Source organism: Nocardia sp. CDC153 (assembly GCF_035818515.1).
Classification (GTDB): Bacteria; Actinomycetota; Actinomycetes; order Mycobacteriales; family Mycobacteriaceae; genus Nocardia.
This window is the reverse complement of sequence record NZ_JAYKYU010000002.1, coordinates 468,182-484,082: the sequence shown is the minus strand read 5'-3', so window position 1 is coordinate 484,082 and position 15,901 is coordinate 468,182. Positions and strand designations below refer to the sequence as shown.

Genomic DNA, 15,901 nt, shown 5'->3' with positions numbered 1-15,901 from the left:
GTGTGGCGAGGATCGACCCGGGCCGGGTGCGCGCAGTGCTGGCGGAACCGTCGGTGCGGCGCGAGGATTGGCGGAAGCTGTCGCAGGGGGGACCGGGCCAGCTGTTGGACGAGATCCGCGCCCTCATCGGCCATGAGGATCCGGCAATCCGGCGCGAAACCTGGGATGCCCTGGATCAGGTTGTCACCGAAGGGAATCGGGACGACTTCTTCGATCTGCTGACCGCCCAAATCGACATCGAGCAGTTCCGGCGACTGCTGACCGACGCCGATCCGAGTATCCGCCGTCGAGTGTGGCGGATGAGGCTCGCGGGCTATCGAATGGAGTCGTTCGTCGAGGCGACCGTAGCGCTGCTGGCGGATGCGGATTTCGCCTATGCCTGGCGCGACTGTGTCGAGGTGCTGCGCGATCCGGTGCCGTTCGAGGCCGTCGTCGAGCGGCTGGCCGCGGCGACGGAAACGGCGCTGATCGAGAGACTGTGGATGGTGCTCGGCATGGCCGCCGGGACCCGGGTCCCCGAATTCGAGGCGACGCACGCGCCCACGGCGCTGGGCACCTGCATGTTCTCCTGGGATTGCGAGAATCTGACGGTGGATCGGTGCCCGCACCTGCCGATCGCGGTGGCGCTGCTGGGCAGTTCGCTCGAAGAGGTTCGCGCGCAAGCGATATCGGCGTTGGCGGCGTTCGGCCCGGATGCGTCGGGGATGCTGGCGGCGGTGCCGCGCTCGGACCGGGTGGCGCGGCGGGCGGCGTTGATGCTGCTGGCCGAGTTCGGTTGGCACCGGCTCCCGGTGGCGGATCTGCGGGTGCTGGAGCGGCTGATCCGGATGAAGCAGCGGGTCGAGACGCCGCAGCCGGTGGATATCACCCGGGTGCACGGTTCGTGGTTCGCGATACGGACCACCGATCAGGCGGCGGTACTGGAGCTCCTCGGCCTGCGGGACGCGGTTCCCGCGACCCTGCGGATGGGATTCGCGCCCTGGCAGGGGACCGAGCCGAAGCTCACGTCCGAGCTCCTCGATCCGAGGGACAGGTCGCAATACCGCTACCCGGACGTCTATCCCGAGGTCTTCGTCACCCCGGCGCTGGATGGCTGGACGTTGGCCTTCTATAAGCACGACATCCTGACCGCGAGCCCGGACGCGCCGGTGCTGCCCGAGCGCCAGCGGATCTACCCGCGGTTGGAGCGATTGAGCTTCGAGTTCGGCACGGCCCACTGGTTCCAGCAACTCATCGGTGGTTACGACGACGGCAGCTGGAGTCAATGGTGCGTCGCGCAAGACGGTGACATCCGAGTGCACTGCGTCTCCTCCTACGATGTCCGAATCCACCGGTCCGACGGGTTCGATCCGGACGGCCCCCTGGATGACCTGTACGCGTGGCTGCATGCGAACGACCCCCGGCGCGAACCGCATTCACCACCGGTAGAGCCGAAAGACATCGCGACCTACCTGGCCATCCTGCGCGAGCACCCCGACGCGCGCTACCTGACCGACGAGGATGAGGACGACGGAAATTTCGAGTCGGCGAGTCCCCTGCAGGACAGGGTTTTCGGCGCGCGGGGAGCGTCCGCGCGCCTGTCGCTGAATCTGGAAGCCCTCCGCCCGCACACCCGGGTCCAGGGCGGCGGCGTCCTCGCGGTTCCGGCCGACCTGCGACCGCGCTACCCGCGTCGGGGCGTGCTGCCGATCTAGCTGAACGACCGGCGCGGTCGATCCTCGATCAACCGGCCCGACCCGCAACGATTCTCATTCGCGCGGGGCGTTGTCGTAGCGCTCGCGCGCGGCGAGCACATCCTCGATCCGGGTTTCGGCCCAGCCCTTGATGGCCTGCATGATCGGCAGCAGGCTGCGCCCGAGGTCGGTGAGTTCGTAGTCGACGCGCACCGGGACGGCGGGGATGACCGTCCGGGTGACCAGGCCGTCGCGTTCCATGGTTCGCAGGGATTGGGTGAGCATTTTCTGGCTGACGCCCGCGATCGTGCGGGACAGCTCGCCATAGCGGCGCGGGCCGTCGGCGAGGGCGTTGAGCAGCAGGCTCACCCATTTGTCGCTGATGCGGTCGAGCAGCTGACGGGTGGGGCATTCCTGAATGTAGGCGTCGTAGGCGCGCCGGGCTTCGGTGCGCTGCTGGGCCGTCGTTTTCGTCGCCATGGCTCTCCCTCGCGTACGGTACGCACTCTCGGGTACGTACTTCCCGATGGAGAGTAGCTCTCATAGTTTTGCTGTGGAAGCGGGAAGTACTACAGCAGAGGAGAATTCCCATGCGCGCCGTTGTCATCCGGTCCTTCGGTGGTCCGGAAGTGCTGGAGCTGGCCGAGGTTCCAATGCCGCGGCCCGGTGTCGGTCAGGTTCGGATCGAGGTCGCCGCGGCGGCGGTGAATCCGGTTGACCTGCACACCCGTTCGGGCGGGTTGGCGCAGGCCGGGCTGATGGTGCCGCGCGAGGTGATCGGCCTCGGCTGGGATGTGGCGGGCACCATCGACGAGATCGGCCCCGGCGTCATGGATTTTGCGGTGGGCGAGGAGGTATTCGGTCTCTCCGATCGGCTGGACGTGCCGTTGGGCACGCACGCCGACTACGTGGTCCTGGACGCGACCGCCATCGCCCCCGCGCCCCGCACGGTGTCCGCGATCGACGCGGCGAGCGTGCCTCTGGGCGCGCTGACCGCAGCGCAATCCTTGGACCTGCTCGCCTTGACCACCGGCCGGACCGTCCTGGTGACCGGTGCGGCCGGATCCGTCGGTGGTTTCGCGGTGGAACTGGCTGTGGCGCAGGGCCTTCGAGTGGTGGCGTCGGCCGCCGCCGAGGACGAGGACCTGGTGCGCAAGCTGGGCGCGGAGTTCTTCGTGCCCCGCGGCGCGCGGCTGGGTGAGACCGTCCGCGCGCTGATCCCCGGCGGTGTGGACGGGGCGATCGATGCCGCGTCACTCGGTGCGGAGGCCCTGGACGCGGTCCGGTCCGCGGGTGCGTTCGCCGCCGTCGTGGGTGGCGCGGAGCCAGTGGGCCTGCGCGGAATTCGGGTGGCCAACACCTGGATTCGGGCGGACGGTCCACGCTTGACCGCCCTCGCCGCCTTGATCGACGCGGGCCGCCTCACCCCGCGGGTGGCCGAGACCCTGCCCCTCGAGCAGGTGCCCGACGCCCACCGCCGTCTCGCCGCGGGCAGTCTGCGCGGCCGCCAGGTGCTCGTGCCCTGAACCGGGAGTCGCACTGTGGCGCGGTACGGTCATCTGCGCCGGGAAGTGAATGAGGTTGCGCGGCTAGGTGAAGGCCCACATGGCTGCCGGGCGGCCGGTCGCCTTCACGCGGACGCGCTCGCCGGTGCGATCGAGACCGGGCAGCGCCGCCAGGGTGCGGTTGAGGTTGCCCGGGTCGGGTTTCACGCCGGTGAGTGCGGTGGTGAGGGCCACGGCGCGGGTGGCGGTGAACTGGTCGCCGGTGAGGGCGCGCGTGAAGGTGAGGTCCTTCCACAGCAATTCGGCCAGGCGATCGCGGGTGGCGGTCAGGATCTCGTTGTGGTCGAACGCGAGCGGGGGCATCTCGTCGAACGGGATCCATTCGGCGGTGTCCTCGCCGTGGTCGGTGACCACGGCCCACATGGCGATGGACAGGGTGGGGCCGCGCGGGTCGCGGTTGGGTTCGTCGAAGGTGGCGATCTGGCCGACGGCCGTGATGGCGTGCTCGGGGACGCCGAGTTTGGTGTGGACCGCGCGGCGGGCCGCCTCGGCGAGGCGTTCGCCCCGGCGCAGCAGGACGCCGGGCAGCGCGAGAGCATCCTCGAAGGGCGCCCATTTGCGAGGGGCGATGCCGACGCCGACGGTGGGGTCGTCGGCGCCATAGCGCAGGGTGATCACGTCGATGGATACCGCGGATTGTTGCTCCACAAGCAGACAATCATGCCTCAGCGGCGATCCGGATTCGCCGATCGGCCCGGTCCGGGCCGTGCCCGGTGAGGACGACCGGTGCGCCGAGCGCGGTTTCGAGGTAGGCGGGGACGTCGGCGGGTAGGTCGGCGAGGGCGGGTGTGGCGGTGGTGAGCAGGTCGGTGAGCGTCTGCTGGTGGTCGAGGTCCTGCCACGCGCCGCAGGTCAGACGGTCGACGCACCCGTCGGGCGTGAGATAGCCGGTGGCGGTGCGGATCTCGCCGCCCGTGTGGTTCCCATCGGCGGCGGTGCGGTGCGCGCCGACGGCGTCGAGGTGGTTGACGGCCAGGCCGTCGATGCCGCCGCACGCCTCGATCGCGTAGCGCAGCAGCAGCGGATCGAGGTGGCCGCGCCGGAAGCCGCCCTGGTATTCGCCGGTTCCGTTGTGCCGCTCCGGAATCGAGAGGCGTGCGTCCTCGGTGGGGAACGGTCCCGCGCCGTGCCGGGTCATGTACGCGCGGGTCACGCCCAGCACATAGCCGGGTGCCCCGATGCGCGCGAGCATAGCGCGCGCGTTGCGGGGCTCCACGGTGGACCAGGTGGTGTATGGGTGGGTGCCGCGCCATTCGTCCAGCAGCACCCCCTGTGCCCCCTCGAACACCAGCCGTCCGCTGCGCGCGAACCCGGCGAGCTGATCGCCCGGCAGGATCGCCACCGCGTCGGCGAACGCGGTGTAGGCGGCCACGAGTTCGTCGACCGGGTCGTAACGGTGTCGGCCATCCGCAAGCAGCGGCGCGTAGTGCGCCTCGAGCGCGATCAGCTTGCGCCGCAACACCTCCGGCCGCAGGCAGTCCGCGACGCGCGGTGCGTCGTGGTCGAGCGCGTAGCTCGCCGTCTCGCCGATCCCGATGCCGCACGAACCGTGCCGGGAGGTACCCCTCGCATCCTCCCGGCATCGGTTGGCGGCCCCGTGAATCGGCGTGGTGAGCAATGCCCGCTCGTCCACGTACAGCAGGGACAGCGGATCGGCGACCCCGAGCGCGGCCAGCTCCCGCGCCTCGGCGGCCAGGGCGAGCGGCTCGACCAGCATGTGCCGCGACAGCAGGGTCGGCACTCGCGAGAGCGTGCCAGACCCGAACTGCCGGAAGGTGTGGTGGCGGCCGTGGGTGAGCACATTGTGCGCGGCCTGCGCGCCGCCGTTGAACCGCACCACCGCCGCCACGTCGAGCCCGGCGGCCGGTGAGCACAGCCAGTCCACGGTCGCGCCCTTGCCGGCGTCGCCGAAGCCCAGGTCCACCACGATCAGGTGGTTGTCGCCGAACATGAGGTGTCCCTTCGTGTTTCGTAACTAGCGCGGTGTCACAGATCGACGTCGTCGATGCCGGTGGCCGCGGGCAGTGCGCCGACGCTGCGGCCGGTCCGGGTGCCGCCCAGGGGCGCGAGGGCCTTGCCCACCGCGTCGGCCTCGCTGTCGGAGCCGATGTCACGCAGCTCGGCCAGCCCGGCCCCCAGGTCCACCCGGTCTTCGCCGATGCCGATGGTCAGCGCGATGAGCTCGCACACCGCCGCCGGATCGTCGAGGCGCAGGAACCGTTCGCCCAGCAGCCCCTGCCAGTGCTCGGCGATCTCCGGATCCCCGTAGTAGCTGGACTGATTGGGCAGGATGTAGTGCACGTGCCAGCGGTCGGCCAGCTCCCGGTAGATCGACTCGACCGAGACGTCCTGGCGCACATCGTCGCCGATCACCGAGCGAATGTGCCGCGCGGCCAGCCGCTTCTTGTTCAGCTCGTCGCCGACGATGAACAGATAGCCCTTGCGGCCGCGCTTCTCCCACGCGTCGGTGACGGTGTGCCGGGCGATGAAATACGCTGCCAGCTCATAGCTTTCGGACTTCTGCCCGCCGCCACCGCCTTCGAGCAGGATCAGCCGCAGCTGCTCGTCCATCCGGTTGTCGGATTCGAACTGCCCGACCTGCAGGGGCACCCGGTCGCTGTCGGCATCCCCGATCGCGCCGAAGAGGATCTGTGGATCGTCGGCATATCCCTTGCGCTGCAACAGTCCGTGCAGCTTGGCCAGCTTCTCCTGCATGATGCGCGGCACCCGGCCCATCGACCCGGTGACATCGAACAGCACCGCGATCGGCAGCGAATTCCCGTGGTCGGCGGAGTCTCTCGACTCGCGCACGCTCACCCCCTTCGGATCGAGGGTGGGGTGGGCCTTCCACTTGTCCCACGGTACCGACCGCATGTCCGCGGTGTAGCCGAAGTCGTCGAGGCCCTTGGCCGCGCGGAAGGTCCGCGCCGCGTCGTAGGCGCTGTCGTCCCAGCTTCCGTAACCCATTGCTATCACTTACCTTTCGTGAGCTCGAAGGGCCGGAAGCGGCGCTTCCCGTAGAGCCGGTCGAGCAGATCGTCGAATTCGTCCAGCAGGTCCGCGGCCTCGGGGCGCAGCCTGGGATCGGTTTGCAGACACCCGTGCGCGTAGGCGCGCAGGGGAGCGGGGGCGCGATCGCCGAGCATGGTGAGCATGAGGCGATGCGCGAGATACACGTCGGTGGCGGGGGAGACCCGGTCGCGGATCTCCGGGGGATAGGCGAGCGACTTCAGCGTCGCCGCGGCGGGTGCGCCGGGTCGGGTCGCGAAAGACCAACCCGCCAGCACGATTCCGTGCAGGCGCGGGTGCACCAGCACGTTGGCCGGGCTGATCGCGGTGTGCACCCAGCCCGCGAGCTGCGCCCCGGCCAGGCAGCGCAGCAGCCGCCGGTGCATCCACGCGTAGTCGCGCGGGTCGAGGCCGTCGGGGTAGGCGGCGCGGACGTCCGCGAGTGTCACGAACCCGTCGGTGAGCGCGGCGAGGACATTGACCGTGCGGTGTTCTCCGGAGTCCACGTGGTCGACCGTGTCGATCAGTTCGGGGAAGTACGGCCGCAGCCACTCGTGCTCGTCGGCGGTGGCGGCGATGTCGCGCAAGGCGTTTCGCTCCCCGGCCAGCAACCGGTTGGCCGCCGCCCGCCGCGGAATCTTCACGACCCGGTCCGATCCGCTGAGATACACATCGGCGACCGAACCCGTCGCGTGGAGTTTCCCGACGGGGTAGCGGCCGTGCGCCCCGGTGACCTCGAAGTCGGCCTCGTCCAGCTCCAGCCATCGCCGGTACAGCTCGGCCAGCCGGGTGAAGGCCGCACTGGCGATGGACGCGTCCACAGCCTCCACCCGGTCGGGATGAACGAGGGCGGCGAGTCGGTGATACCGCCGCCGGGCAGCCTGTCGACTGGTGGAATCCGTTGCGGCGGAACCGAAGAGATCCTCGGGCCGCCGAGCCGCCCGGATGGTCTCCGCGGTCTCTCTCGCTGTGGTCATGGTTTTAGACTAGATGACTAAAACATCCCGCGCCAGAGATTTGAACCATCTTTTTGTATAGACGACAAAAACGCGCATGGACACCATCGGCGCGTTCGTCGGACCGCTGGTGGCGCTCGGCATTCTCGCCGCGACCGCGCAGGCGTATGACGCCGTGTTCGTGGCCAGTTTCTGCGCGGGCGCGTTCGGTGTGCTGATCCTGGTGTTGTTCGTGCGCGATCACCGTGATGAGGAGCCGTCGAAGAAGAGCGCGGTCTCGCCCGCGGTGTTGGGCGGTCTGATTCGCATGGTGTCGGTGCGGCGGCTGGTGGCGGCGGCCTGCTGGCCGTCGGCGCCAACCTGTCGTATCTGATGCTGGCGACGCCGCTGGGCCTGCTCGCCGACCGGATCGGCAGGCTGCCGGTGGTGCTCGGTGGATACTCCGCGCTGGCGGTGGTGTATCTGCTGCTGTTCGGGCCATTCGGCGGGACCGCGCTGCTGGTGGTGGTGTTGGCCCTGTACGGATTGTTCTACGCCTCCACCGGTGGCATGCTCATGGCGTTGGCCGGGCCGTTGCTGCCGAAACCCTTGCGTAGCAACGGAATCGCGTTGATTCAGACCGGGCAGGTGCTGTCGTATCTGGTGTCCTCGGTGGTGTTCGGATTGGCGTGGACGGCCTGGGGACCGGCGGGTGCGAGCCGTATCGCCGCCGCCGCCGTCGTCGTCGTGGCGGCCGTGCTCGTTCTCTCGTTGCTGCTGCGCGGCATTCGCGCCACCAAGGTGACCGATACCGTGCGGATTGTCGAGGAGCAGGCGTGAACCGGCTCGGCTGACCGAAAATGCGAATCCCACCCGTGGGCGCGGGGCTAGGGTGAGAGAAACCATGTCGTTGACTCTCACCGAGGAGATCATGATGGCAACCGCCGACTCCGCGACCGACGGTGCCGCGCGCCTGCGGAACCTGATGGCCGCGCGGGCCACGGCCGCGGAGGCGTGGGAGCTGTTCGACGGCCTGCCCACCGTGCGCGTCGACGAGATCACCACTGGACGGTGGCGTGGCGACGAGGTCGGGACCGGGCACCCGTGGGACGGCCTGCTGGTCGAAACCGGTTGGTACGGCAAGCAATTCGACAGCGCGGACAGTGTGCAGCCGCTGTTGTTCACCGGGCCTGACAACGAGATCTTCGCGGTCGATCCCCGCCGGGTTCCGCTGTTCCTGGCGGGCAAGGTGCCGGTGCGGGCGCTGCGTCCGGTGCGCGGTGCGCTCGGGGCGCTGCGACCCCTGCTGCGGACCCGCACGCCGCGCGCCCGGCTGCGCGAGCTGGAGTTTCGCGGAAAGTCCAGTGCCGCAATGATCTACGACCACCTGCCGATCATCGACGTCTTCCGGCGCGTCGACGCGGACACCCTGCTCGGCGTGATGGATATGCGCGGGCTGAACGAACCGTACTTCTTCGTCCTCTACCGCGACCGCTAGCCGTCCGGGAAGCGCCTGTCCCCGAGCCGAACCCGGCCTACCATCGGAAGGGATGGTCTTCGACCCGGGAGGTCCCGATGGAACGTACGACCTGTCTGATCGTCGGCGGGGGTCCGGCCGGCATGTTTCTGGGGGTGATGCTCGCCCGGGCCGATGTCGAGGTCACCGTGCTGGAGAAACACGGTGACTTCCTGCGCGACTTCCGCGGCGACACCGTGCACCCCACCACCCTGGAGCTCCTCGACGCGCTGGGGCTGCGGGAGGATTTCGCCAAACTGCCGCAGCGGCGGCTGAATACGGTGCAGATCCCGATCGGCGGGCGCATGCAGACGCTGGCGACCTTCGCCCACATCCCGGGGCGGCACAAATATGTGGCCATGGTGCCGCAGTGGGACCTGCTGGACCTGCTGGCCCGCGCGGGGGAAATGGAACCCACCTTCCGGTTGCGCATGAATACCGAGGCGGTCGATCTCGTGCACGCGGGCGGCAAGGTCGCCGGGGTGCGCTATCGCACGAAAGACGGTGCGACCGGGGAGATTCGGGCCGATCTCACGGTGGCCTGCGACGGCCGGTCCTCGGTGCTGCGTTCGGCCGCCGGGCTCGGCGTCCGGAACTGGGCGACGCCCTTCGACGCCTGGTGGTTCCGGATCCCGCGCCACGACACGGACCCCTCCGGTCTGATTCCAGTGGTGAGCTCCAATCGGGTCGCGGTCATGTTCGATCGCGGCGACTACTGGCAGAGCGCCACCCTCATCGCCAAGGGCAGCGACGCGGAACTGCGGGCGCGGCAGCCGGTCGGCGTCATCATGCGCGACATGGCCGCCGTGGTGCCGTGGCTGGCCGACCGGGTCGACGCCCTCCAGAGCTGGGACGAGGTGAAACTTCTCGACGTCAAACTGGATCGCCTCGACCGCTGGTACACCGACGGCCTGCTCTGCATCGGCGACGCCGCCCACGCCATGTCCCCGGTCGGCGGCGTCGGCATCAACCTGGCCGTCCAGGACGCGGTCGCCACCGCCCGCATCCTCGGCCCGAAACTGTTGTCGCACAGCGTCACCCCGGCCGACCTGGCCCGCGTTCAACGCCACCGCACCCTGCCCACCGCCGTGGTTCAGGGTGGGCAGCGTTTCGCCCACGCCCGCATCATCCGCCCCGCCGTGGCCGGACAACTCAACGTCTCCAACGCCCCGGAAACCCCCCTCGCCCTGCGAATCTTCCGCCGCATCCCCGTGATTCGCAGCCTGCCGCCCTTCATCGTCGGCCGCGGCGTCATCCCCGAACGTGTACCGGATTTCGCCCGGCGAGATTGAGCGCGGCGTCTGGACCCCTCGTCCGACCGGATGCCGCGCTCATGTCTCGTGGACCGCTCGCCTAGCGGACGTTGCGCGGCCGGAACTGAATGCTGATGCGCGGTCCGACGGGCCGTTTAGTCTTGGGAATGGCGTGCTCCCAGGTCCGTTGGCACGATCCGCCCATCACGATGAGGTCCCCGTGCCCGAGCGGATAACGCACACTGGCCCCGCCACCGCGCGGGCGTAGCAACAGCGCCCGCGCCGCCCCGACCGACACGATCGCCACCATCGTGTCATCGGTCGCCCCGCGCCCGAACGTATCCCCATGCCACGCAACGCTGTCCTCGCCATCGCGGTAATAGCACAACCCCGCCGTAGTGAACGGCTCCCCAAGCTCCCCGAAATAATGCGCACTCAACGCATCCCGCGCCTGACCCAACACGGGATCCGGCAACTCACGTCCCTCTTCGTAAAAGCACAGCAGCCGAGGCACATCCACCATCCGGTCGTACATGGCCCGCCGATCCGCCCGCCACGGCACCCCGGCGGCCAGCCGCCCGAACAACTCATCGGCCCCCCTCAACCACCCCGGCAACACATCAACCCACGCCCCCTCGCCAAGCTCGGTACGCCGAACCCGATCCAGCGCCCCGACCCCGACCTCCCCGAACCCATCCAGCAAGGATCCCTGCAACGGCGTCGACATGCCCCAAAAGCTACCACATAATCGAACATGTGTTCGCATGTTATGAATCGAGTGAGTCGAATTTCTGGCAGGTTCGCCCGGACTACGCGGGGATGCCGAGGCCGTCGGCGAGCATCGGCCAAGACTGGTAGAACGCGTCGCGCCAATACCCCCATGAGTGCGTGCCGGTGGGCGCGTAATCGAAGGTCGCGGGTATCTGGAGTTGGCTGAGCCGGTCTTGAAGGTTGTGGGTGCACCAGTTGGTGGCCGCCTCGATAATGCCGCCGACGAGGATCTGGTTGGCCAATCCGTAGCTGCCCGGCAGGGTATAGGGGCCATTGAGGGTGTCCCACTGACCGGGCAGGCCATTGCCGGTGGAAAGGAAAAGATTGGTGCCGCGCAGAGCTTCGGCGTGAAGGACCGGGTCGTTGGCGGCCCAGTCGGGATCGTCGTCGCTTCCGTACATGTTGCGGACATCGCCGCCGCCATAGGTTTCAACCACCAGCTTGGTGAACCGCTTGCCGATGGGATCCGCGATCTGCGCGCAGCCGCTGTAACCGGCGACCGACCGATACAAGCCGGGCTTGGCCTCGGCCATCTGCAAAATCGACGTGGCGGTCATGGAATTCGCGGCGATCGCGTTGATTCCGTTGGTGCCCAATGCCTTATCGATCAGCGGTGGTAGTTCGTCGAGGAAGAAGGTGCGCCATTTGTTGCGCCCCATCGACGGGTCGTCCTTCTGCCAATCGGTGTAGTAGGCGAAGGCTCCCCCGATGGGCATCACGACGTTGACATCCTTGCCCGCGAGAAAATCGCCCACGTCGGTCTTGGCCCACCAGGTTGCCGAGTCCGTTCCACCGCCCGCCCCGTTGACCAGGTAGAGCGTGGGACGCGGCTGGGAAGCATCGTTAGGTCGCTGCACCTTGACCTGGATCTTCTTGTCCATCGCCGCGGAGTAGACCTGCAAGGTGAGGTTGCGGCCGTCGATGGTGCCCGAGGAGATCTTCGACCCGTCCGGCGCGACCGGATCCGCGAGCAGCTTGCTGGACTCGATGATCGGATCACCGGTTTCCGCCGAGCTGACCGCCGCGCCGAAGCCCGCGACGGCAGACGCGAATATCGTCCCGATCATTGCGAATGACAGTGCACGCCTCAGCGATTGACGCCTCAAGATCAAACCCCCAATGTTCATCGCGCGACCAGGACGGTTGATCGTTTCGCCCGAGAGCGCTGTTACAGGGTGGTTGAACGCCTAGCCGCTGGCAGCGGCCCGGTGGGATGGCACATCTCGTCGGCGACGCGGATGCGGTTGTCTTGCTATCGATCTGCCGCTACGGTTGCCGAGGGTTGGGTCGCGGAATGATCGCGAGGTCTTTTCACTCGTTCACCTTGGGGGCACGTTGTTCGGTCGATTGTCGATCGTGATCGCGGCCGCGGTGGTGGCGCTGTTGGCCGGGACCAGTTGTGCCGCGGCGCAGCCATCGATAGCTCCGGGAACCGTGGTCGACTCGACACCATTGCAGGGTGCGGATCTGATTCCTCACGCGGACAGTGGGTTTCGGGTCGTCTATCGAACCACCGGGCAGAGTGGTGAGTCCGAAGTCAGTGGGGGCATGATCTATGTACCCGAGGGGAAGCCGCCGGAGGGGGGTTGGCCGGTGTTGTCCTGGGGGCACGGCACTTCCGGGATGACCGAGGGCTGCGCACCGAGCCGGACCGGCAATGTCATCGACGGGACCTTTGATCAGGCCCCCGACCTGTCGAGGTTCCTTGCCGCCGGATATGCCGTCGCCGCAAGCGATTACATCGGGCTCGGAGCGCCGGGCTACCACGAATACCTCGCTGGACGGGCCGAGGGGCACGCCATGATCGACATAGTCCGGGCAGCGCGCGCCCTCGTTCCCGAACTGTCCGCCTCGTACGTCACCTCCGGGCATTCTCAGGGCGGGCATGCGGCACTGTTCGCGGCATCGATGACGAACGACTATGCGCCGGAATTGAATCTGCGCGGCGTGCTCGCCTTCGCGCCCGCGTCGAACGTCGAGCTCCTGCTGGGGCTAATGGGCCCGAAAACCCCGGTTATCCCGCTGGTCAACGCGATCATGGTCAATGGTGTGCTGGCCATTGCCGGTCTCGCGCACGCACGCCCGGATCTGCCGATCACCGACTACCTGACCGACAAAGGCCGGACCGCTGTCCGAATCGCGGAGACCAGCCCCGACTGCGACCTGGCATCCCTCACGCAGATGGTGCGCGGGCAGCCACCGGGTGAGCTGCTGGCGAAACCCTTGGCGGACCCGGTCTTCGAAACCGCGCTCCGGGACTACCTCACCGTCCCGGACACCGGATACCGCGTACCGATCCGCATCGCCCAAGGCGTCCTCGACGACATCATGCCCTTACCCGCCGCGATACTGCTCCAGCAACAACTGACCAAGGCGGGAACACCGGCAGATCTACGGACCTACCCCACCGCAACCCACAACACCATCGTGTCGATCTCCGGGCAGGACGGACTCGACTTCCTACGTCAGACCTGACGCAGGACGAAACTTATCGAGGTCCGAGGGCTTCGCGGGCCAGGAGGGCGGCCTGGGTGCGGTCGGCGACGCCGAGTTTCAAGAGGATGTTGGAGACGTGGTTGGCGGTGGTCTTGGCGGTGATGCCGAGGCGGCGGGCTATGGCGGGGTTGGCGTGGCCGGCGGCGAGGAGGTCGAGGATCTCGCATTCTCGGGCGGTGAGCTGGGGGAAGGGTGGGGGTGGCGGTGGGGTGGAAGGCAGTGCGGCGCGGGCGATTCCGGCGCTGAGGATGACCTGGTTGCCGGCCACCGCTTGGACGGCGCGCACGATGTCGTCGCGGGTGGCGCCCTTCACGAGGTAGCCGTTCGCGCCGGCGGACAGGGCGGTGGTGGCGGTGTGGACGTCGTCGGCCATGGACAGGATGAGGATCGACAGGTTCGGATGTTGTTGCCGCAGTTCGCGAGTCGCGTCCAGACCGGAGGCGTCGGGCAGGTGGATGTCCATGATGACGACATTCGGGTCGGTGCGGGCCACCACCTCCACGGCCTCCCGGGCGGTGCCCGCCGTGCCGACGACCTCGATGCCGTCGACATCGAGGGCCAGGGTCAGGCCGTCGACGACCATGGGATGGTCGTCCACGATCACCACTCGCAACGCGGTCATCGTTCTCCTCCCGAAATCGGCAGCAGGGCCGAAACCAGTGTCCCGCCGGATGGATTCGCGGTGACCGTGCAGCGCCCGCCGATCTCCTCGGCCCGCTCGGCCATGTTCCGCAGGCCGAGCCCGCGCGGCGCGTCGGCGTCGAATCCGCGGCCGTCGTCGGTGACGACGAGCCGTAGCGTGTCCGCGTCCACCGCGGCGGTGACCGTGCACCGCGCGGCGGCCGCGTGCTTGGCGGCGTTCTGCAGCGCCTCGGCCGCAATGCGATAGGCGGCGGCCTCGATGGCGGCGGGCAGCCGGGCCCCGGCGGGTCGCAGGCTCGCGGTCACGATCATGGTGGCGGTGCCGAATTGGCGCGCGAGCTGATCCAGGGCCGGGCCGAGCCCGGCTTCCGCCAGCACCGCCGGTCCCAGGTCGTCGATGACGCGGCGCACCTCGCCCAGCGCGGCGGCCACGTCGGTGCGGGCCTTGTGGATCAACCGGTGCGCGCGCGGCGCGTCGGCGGCGGACTCGGCCACGTCGAGAGTGAGCCCGACGGCCGTCAGCGCGGCCGCGACCCCGTCGTGCAGATCGCGGCGCAGGCGTCGCCGCTCCTCCTCGCGCACGGTCACCGTATGCTCGCGGGCGAGTTGTAAAGCGGCCGTGAGCGATACCGCGTGGGCGGCCGCGCCCGCCTGTCGCGTCAGATCCTTGAGCAGTCGTCGATCCGCGACGCCGAACCCGGCCTCGCCGCGGCGCAGTCCCACCACCAATTCGCCCAGGTCCGCACCCTGATGGCGCAGCGGTAGTCGAACGGCTCGATCCGGTTGCGGCACACCGTATTCCGCCACCACCCGTCCCGACAGCTCGATGGCCATCCACGGACTGCGCAGCGCGGTCGCCGCGGTCGTCACCAGCTGGATCAGCGCGGCCTCCGGGTCACCGGCGGTCTCGAGTGCCGTACCGAGCCGCGACAGCACGGCGTACGGTTCGTGCCGCTGCCCGTAGACGAATCGGTCGACCGCGGCCTGCAGTCGCCGCTGCAGGGGACTCACCATGAGACACACCAGCAGCGCGGCCGCCGGGACCGCCGAACGCCCGGCCAGGGTGATGGCGAGGGTGAACACGGCCACCACGCCCGCGGTGAGCAGCCCGTAAGTGACCGCTCTGCCCACTGTTTCGCGTACACCCCAGAGCCGATGGCGGATCAGGCCGAAGGCGATGGACATGGTCAGGCCCGCGGTCGCCGGGACCGCGAGCGCGTACACCCACTGTCCCGGCGGGTGGATCAAGAGCAGACCGCCCGCGGTGTCCAGGATCGCGAACGCGAAGACCACCCGTACGATCCGCCGATCCGGTCCGCCGCGCCGCCAGCGAATCGCCAGGGCCGCCAGGCCGCTCAGGAACGCGGCATCCGTGGCGGCCACCGCGAACGGCAGCAGGGCCGGGGCCCAGGACGCGTGCGGACCCGGATTCGCGATCGACATCGCCGGGTCGCTCGACACGTTCGGATCCAGCAGCTGCGCCAGGATCAAGGCGAGATTCGCGGTAAGGGTGAGCACCACCCACGCCCGCCATCGCGGCGACAGCAGGGTCCCGGTCGGAAACAGCAGATAGATCAGCACATTGGCGGCCAAGTGCGGGAACAGGATCCAGCGACCCCAGGCCAGCCACGCGCCCAGCATCGGATGGCCCGCGGTGATCGCGTATTCACCGCCCGCCGCCAGCAGGCCCGCCGCGGCCAGGCACACCCCGCCGCCGAGCAGCAGCCACCCGAACGGCAGCCGTGGCCGCACCACCGCGGTCGCCAATCCGGTGAGCAGCCAGGTCGCCGCGGTCAGTCCGGCCGCCGGATCCGCCACCGCGCCACCGGACCACCCGGCCCGGTCGGCGTACACCAGCGACAGCCCGACCGCCGACAATCCGGCCACGGCCAGCGCGGACGCGGCCACGCTCGACCAGCGTGCTCTGGTTCCGGCGGCGAGAGCGGGGGCGTACACCCGCTATTCGTACCGCACCCACCCGGGTCGGCGCAGCGCGCGGCATCCCGACCCGACCGGGAAGAATTCCCGACTCGCTCGGGAA

Annotated in this window: 16 protein-coding genes; 7 read left to right on the top strand and 9 right to left on the bottom strand. The window is 68.9% G+C overall.

From position 1 onward, the window contains the following. Positions 1–2: 2 nt before the first annotated feature. Entirely contained in the window at positions 3–1,694 is a 1,692-nt protein-coding gene (locus tag VMT65_RS10490) for a hypothetical protein (protein WP_326307881.1), read from the top strand. Positions 1,695–1,748: 54 nt separating this feature from the next. Here VMT65_RS10490 and VMT65_RS10485 read toward each other — a convergent pair whose 3' ends face one another. Next, positions 1,749–2,153, bottom strand: a complete 405-nt coding sequence (locus VMT65_RS10485; protein ID WP_326307880.1) for a winged helix-turn-helix transcriptional regulator — start codon at positions 2,151–2,153, stop codon at positions 1,749–1,751. Positions 2,154–2,263: 110 nt separating this feature from the next. On the opposite strand from VMT65_RS10485, the gene VMT65_RS10480 reads away from it, so the two are divergent. After that, complete coding sequence (locus VMT65_RS10480) at positions 2,264–3,199, top strand: NADP-dependent oxidoreductase (RefSeq protein WP_326307879.1); 936 nt, start codon at positions 2,264–2,266, stop codon at positions 3,197–3,199. Between the two features lie 63 nt (positions 3,200–3,262). Here the strand turns inward: VMT65_RS10480 and VMT65_RS10475 are convergent, their stop codons facing one another. Genes VMT65_RS10475 through VMT65_RS10460 form a run of 4 tightly spaced genes read right to left on the bottom strand, consistent with a single transcriptional unit; the run spans position 3,263 to position 7,224 of the window. Then, positions 3,263–3,886: an NUDIX domain-containing protein gene (locus VMT65_RS10475; protein WP_326307878.1), complete on the bottom strand. Its 624-nt coding sequence runs from the start codon at positions 3,884–3,886 to the stop codon at positions 3,263–3,265. A gap of 10 nt (positions 3,887–3,896) precedes the next feature. Then, positions 3,897–5,189, bottom strand: a complete 1,293-nt coding sequence (locus VMT65_RS10470) for an adenylosuccinate synthetase (protein ID WP_326307877.1) — start codon at positions 5,187–5,189, stop codon at positions 3,897–3,899. Positions 5,190–5,224: 35 nt separating this feature from the next. Next, positions 5,225–6,205, bottom strand: coding sequence for a hypothetical protein (locus VMT65_RS10465; RefSeq protein ID WP_326307876.1), 981 nt, complete (start codon positions 6,203–6,205; stop codon positions 5,225–5,227). Positions 6,206–6,210: 5 nt separating this feature from the next. After that, positions 6,211–7,224 (bottom strand): hypothetical protein, encoded by a 1,014-nt coding sequence (locus VMT65_RS10460; protein ID WP_326307875.1) that lies wholly within the window; start codon positions 7,222–7,224, stop codon positions 6,211–6,213. A gap of 76 nt (positions 7,225–7,300) precedes the next feature. Between VMT65_RS10460 and VMT65_RS10455 the strand changes: the two genes are divergently transcribed. The 4 genes from VMT65_RS10455 to VMT65_RS10440 all read left to right on the top strand — a co-directional run bounded on the left by VMT65_RS10455 (position 7,301) and on the right by VMT65_RS10440 (position 9,990). Then, the gene (locus tag VMT65_RS10455; RefSeq protein ID WP_326307874.1) at positions 7,301–7,576 is read left to right on the top strand and encodes a hypothetical protein; all 276 of its coding nucleotides are present in this window, start codon (positions 7,301–7,303) and stop codon (positions 7,574–7,576) included. Then, positions 7,576–8,022: an MFS transporter gene (locus VMT65_RS10450; protein WP_326307873.1), complete on the top strand. Its 447-nt coding sequence runs from the start codon at positions 7,576–7,578 to the stop codon at positions 8,020–8,022. Before VMT65_RS10455 ends, VMT65_RS10450 begins: the two co-directional genes overlap by 1 nt. Positions 8,023–8,167: 145 nt before the next feature. Then, a complete protein-coding gene (locus tag VMT65_RS10445; RefSeq protein WP_442790240.1) occupies positions 8,168–8,680 on the top strand; it encodes a DUF4334 domain-containing protein in 513 nt (170 codons plus the stop codon). A gap of 77 nt (positions 8,681–8,757) precedes the next feature. After that, positions 8,758–9,990 carry an FAD-dependent oxidoreductase gene (locus VMT65_RS10440; RefSeq protein ID WP_326307871.1) on the top strand — a complete coding sequence of 411 codons (1,233 nt, stop codon included), beginning with the start codon at positions 8,758–8,760 and terminating at the stop codon, positions 9,988–9,990. Between the two features lie 61 nt (positions 9,991–10,051). Here the strand turns inward: VMT65_RS10440 and VMT65_RS10435 are convergent, their stop codons facing one another. Next, complete coding sequence (locus VMT65_RS10435; RefSeq protein ID WP_326307870.1) at positions 10,052–10,678, bottom strand: alpha-ketoglutarate-dependent dioxygenase AlkB; 627 nt, start codon at positions 10,676–10,678, stop codon at positions 10,052–10,054. An 82-nt stretch (positions 10,679–10,760) separates the two neighbouring features. Next, a complete protein-coding gene (locus VMT65_RS10430) occupies positions 10,761–11,789 on the bottom strand; it encodes an alpha/beta hydrolase (RefSeq protein ID WP_326307869.1) in 1,029 nt (342 codons plus the stop codon). Between the two features lie 481 nt (positions 11,790–12,270). Between VMT65_RS10430 and VMT65_RS10425 the strand changes: the two genes are divergently transcribed. Further along, positions 12,271–13,197, top strand: coding sequence for a lipase family protein (locus tag VMT65_RS10425; protein ID WP_326307868.1), 927 nt, complete (start codon positions 12,271–12,273; stop codon positions 13,195–13,197). Positions 13,198–13,210: 13 nt separating this feature from the next. Here VMT65_RS10425 and VMT65_RS10420 read toward each other — a convergent pair whose 3' ends face one another. Then, positions 13,211–13,840 (bottom strand): response regulator transcription factor, encoded by a 630-nt coding sequence (locus VMT65_RS10420; RefSeq protein ID WP_326307867.1) that lies wholly within the window; start codon positions 13,838–13,840, stop codon positions 13,211–13,213. Continuing rightward, entirely contained in the window at positions 13,837–15,816 is a 1,980-nt protein-coding gene (locus tag VMT65_RS10415) for a sensor histidine kinase (RefSeq protein ID WP_326307866.1), read from the bottom strand. The genes VMT65_RS10420 and VMT65_RS10415 overlap by 4 nt, the downstream gene beginning before the upstream one ends. Positions 15,817–15,901 lie beyond the last annotated feature (85 nt).

Bases quoted from the DNA above. Each gene is read 5' to 3' on its own strand.
- VMT65_RS10485 (WP_326307880.1), bottom strand. From the start codon at position 2,153: ATGGCGACGAAAACGACGGCCCAGCAGCGCACCGAAGCCCGGCGCGCC.
- VMT65_RS10480 (WP_326307879.1), top strand. From the start codon at position 2,264: ATGCGCGCCGTTGTCATCCGGTCCTTCGGTGGTCCGGAAGTGCTGGAG.
- VMT65_RS10470 (WP_326307877.1), bottom strand. From the start codon at position 5,189: ATGTTCGGCGACAACCACCTGATCGTGGTGGACCTGGGCTTCGGCGAC.
- VMT65_RS10465 (WP_326307876.1), bottom strand. From the start codon at position 6,205: ATGGGTTACGGAAGCTGGGACGACAGCGCCTACGACGCGGCGCGGACC.
- VMT65_RS10460 (WP_326307875.1), bottom strand. From the start codon at position 7,224: ATGACCACAGCGAGAGAGACCGCGGAGACCATCCGGGCGGCTCGGCGG.
- VMT65_RS10455 (WP_326307874.1), top strand. From the start codon at position 7,301: ATGGACACCATCGGCGCGTTCGTCGGACCGCTGGTGGCGCTCGGCATT.
- VMT65_RS10450 (WP_326307873.1), top strand. From the start codon at position 7,576: ATGCTGGCGACGCCGCTGGGCCTGCTCGCCGACCGGATCGGCAGGCTG.
- VMT65_RS10445 (WP_442790240.1), top strand. From the start codon at position 8,168: ATGGCCGCGCGGGCCACGGCCGCGGAGGCGTGGGAGCTGTTCGACGGC.
- VMT65_RS10440 (WP_326307871.1), top strand. From the start codon at position 8,758: ATGGAACGTACGACCTGTCTGATCGTCGGCGGGGGTCCGGCCGGCATG.
- VMT65_RS10435 (WP_326307870.1), bottom strand. From the start codon at position 10,678: ATGTCGACGCCGTTGCAGGGATCCTTGCTGGATGGGTTCGGGGAGGTC.
- VMT65_RS10430 (WP_326307869.1), bottom strand. From the start codon at position 11,789: ATGATCGGGACGATATTCGCGTCTGCCGTCGCGGGCTTCGGCGCGGCG.
- VMT65_RS10425 (WP_326307868.1), top strand. From the start codon at position 12,271: ATGATCTATGTACCCGAGGGGAAGCCGCCGGAGGGGGGTTGGCCGGTG.
- VMT65_RS10420 (WP_326307867.1), bottom strand. From the start codon at position 13,840: ATGACCGCGTTGCGAGTGGTGATCGTGGACGACCATCCCATGGTCGTC.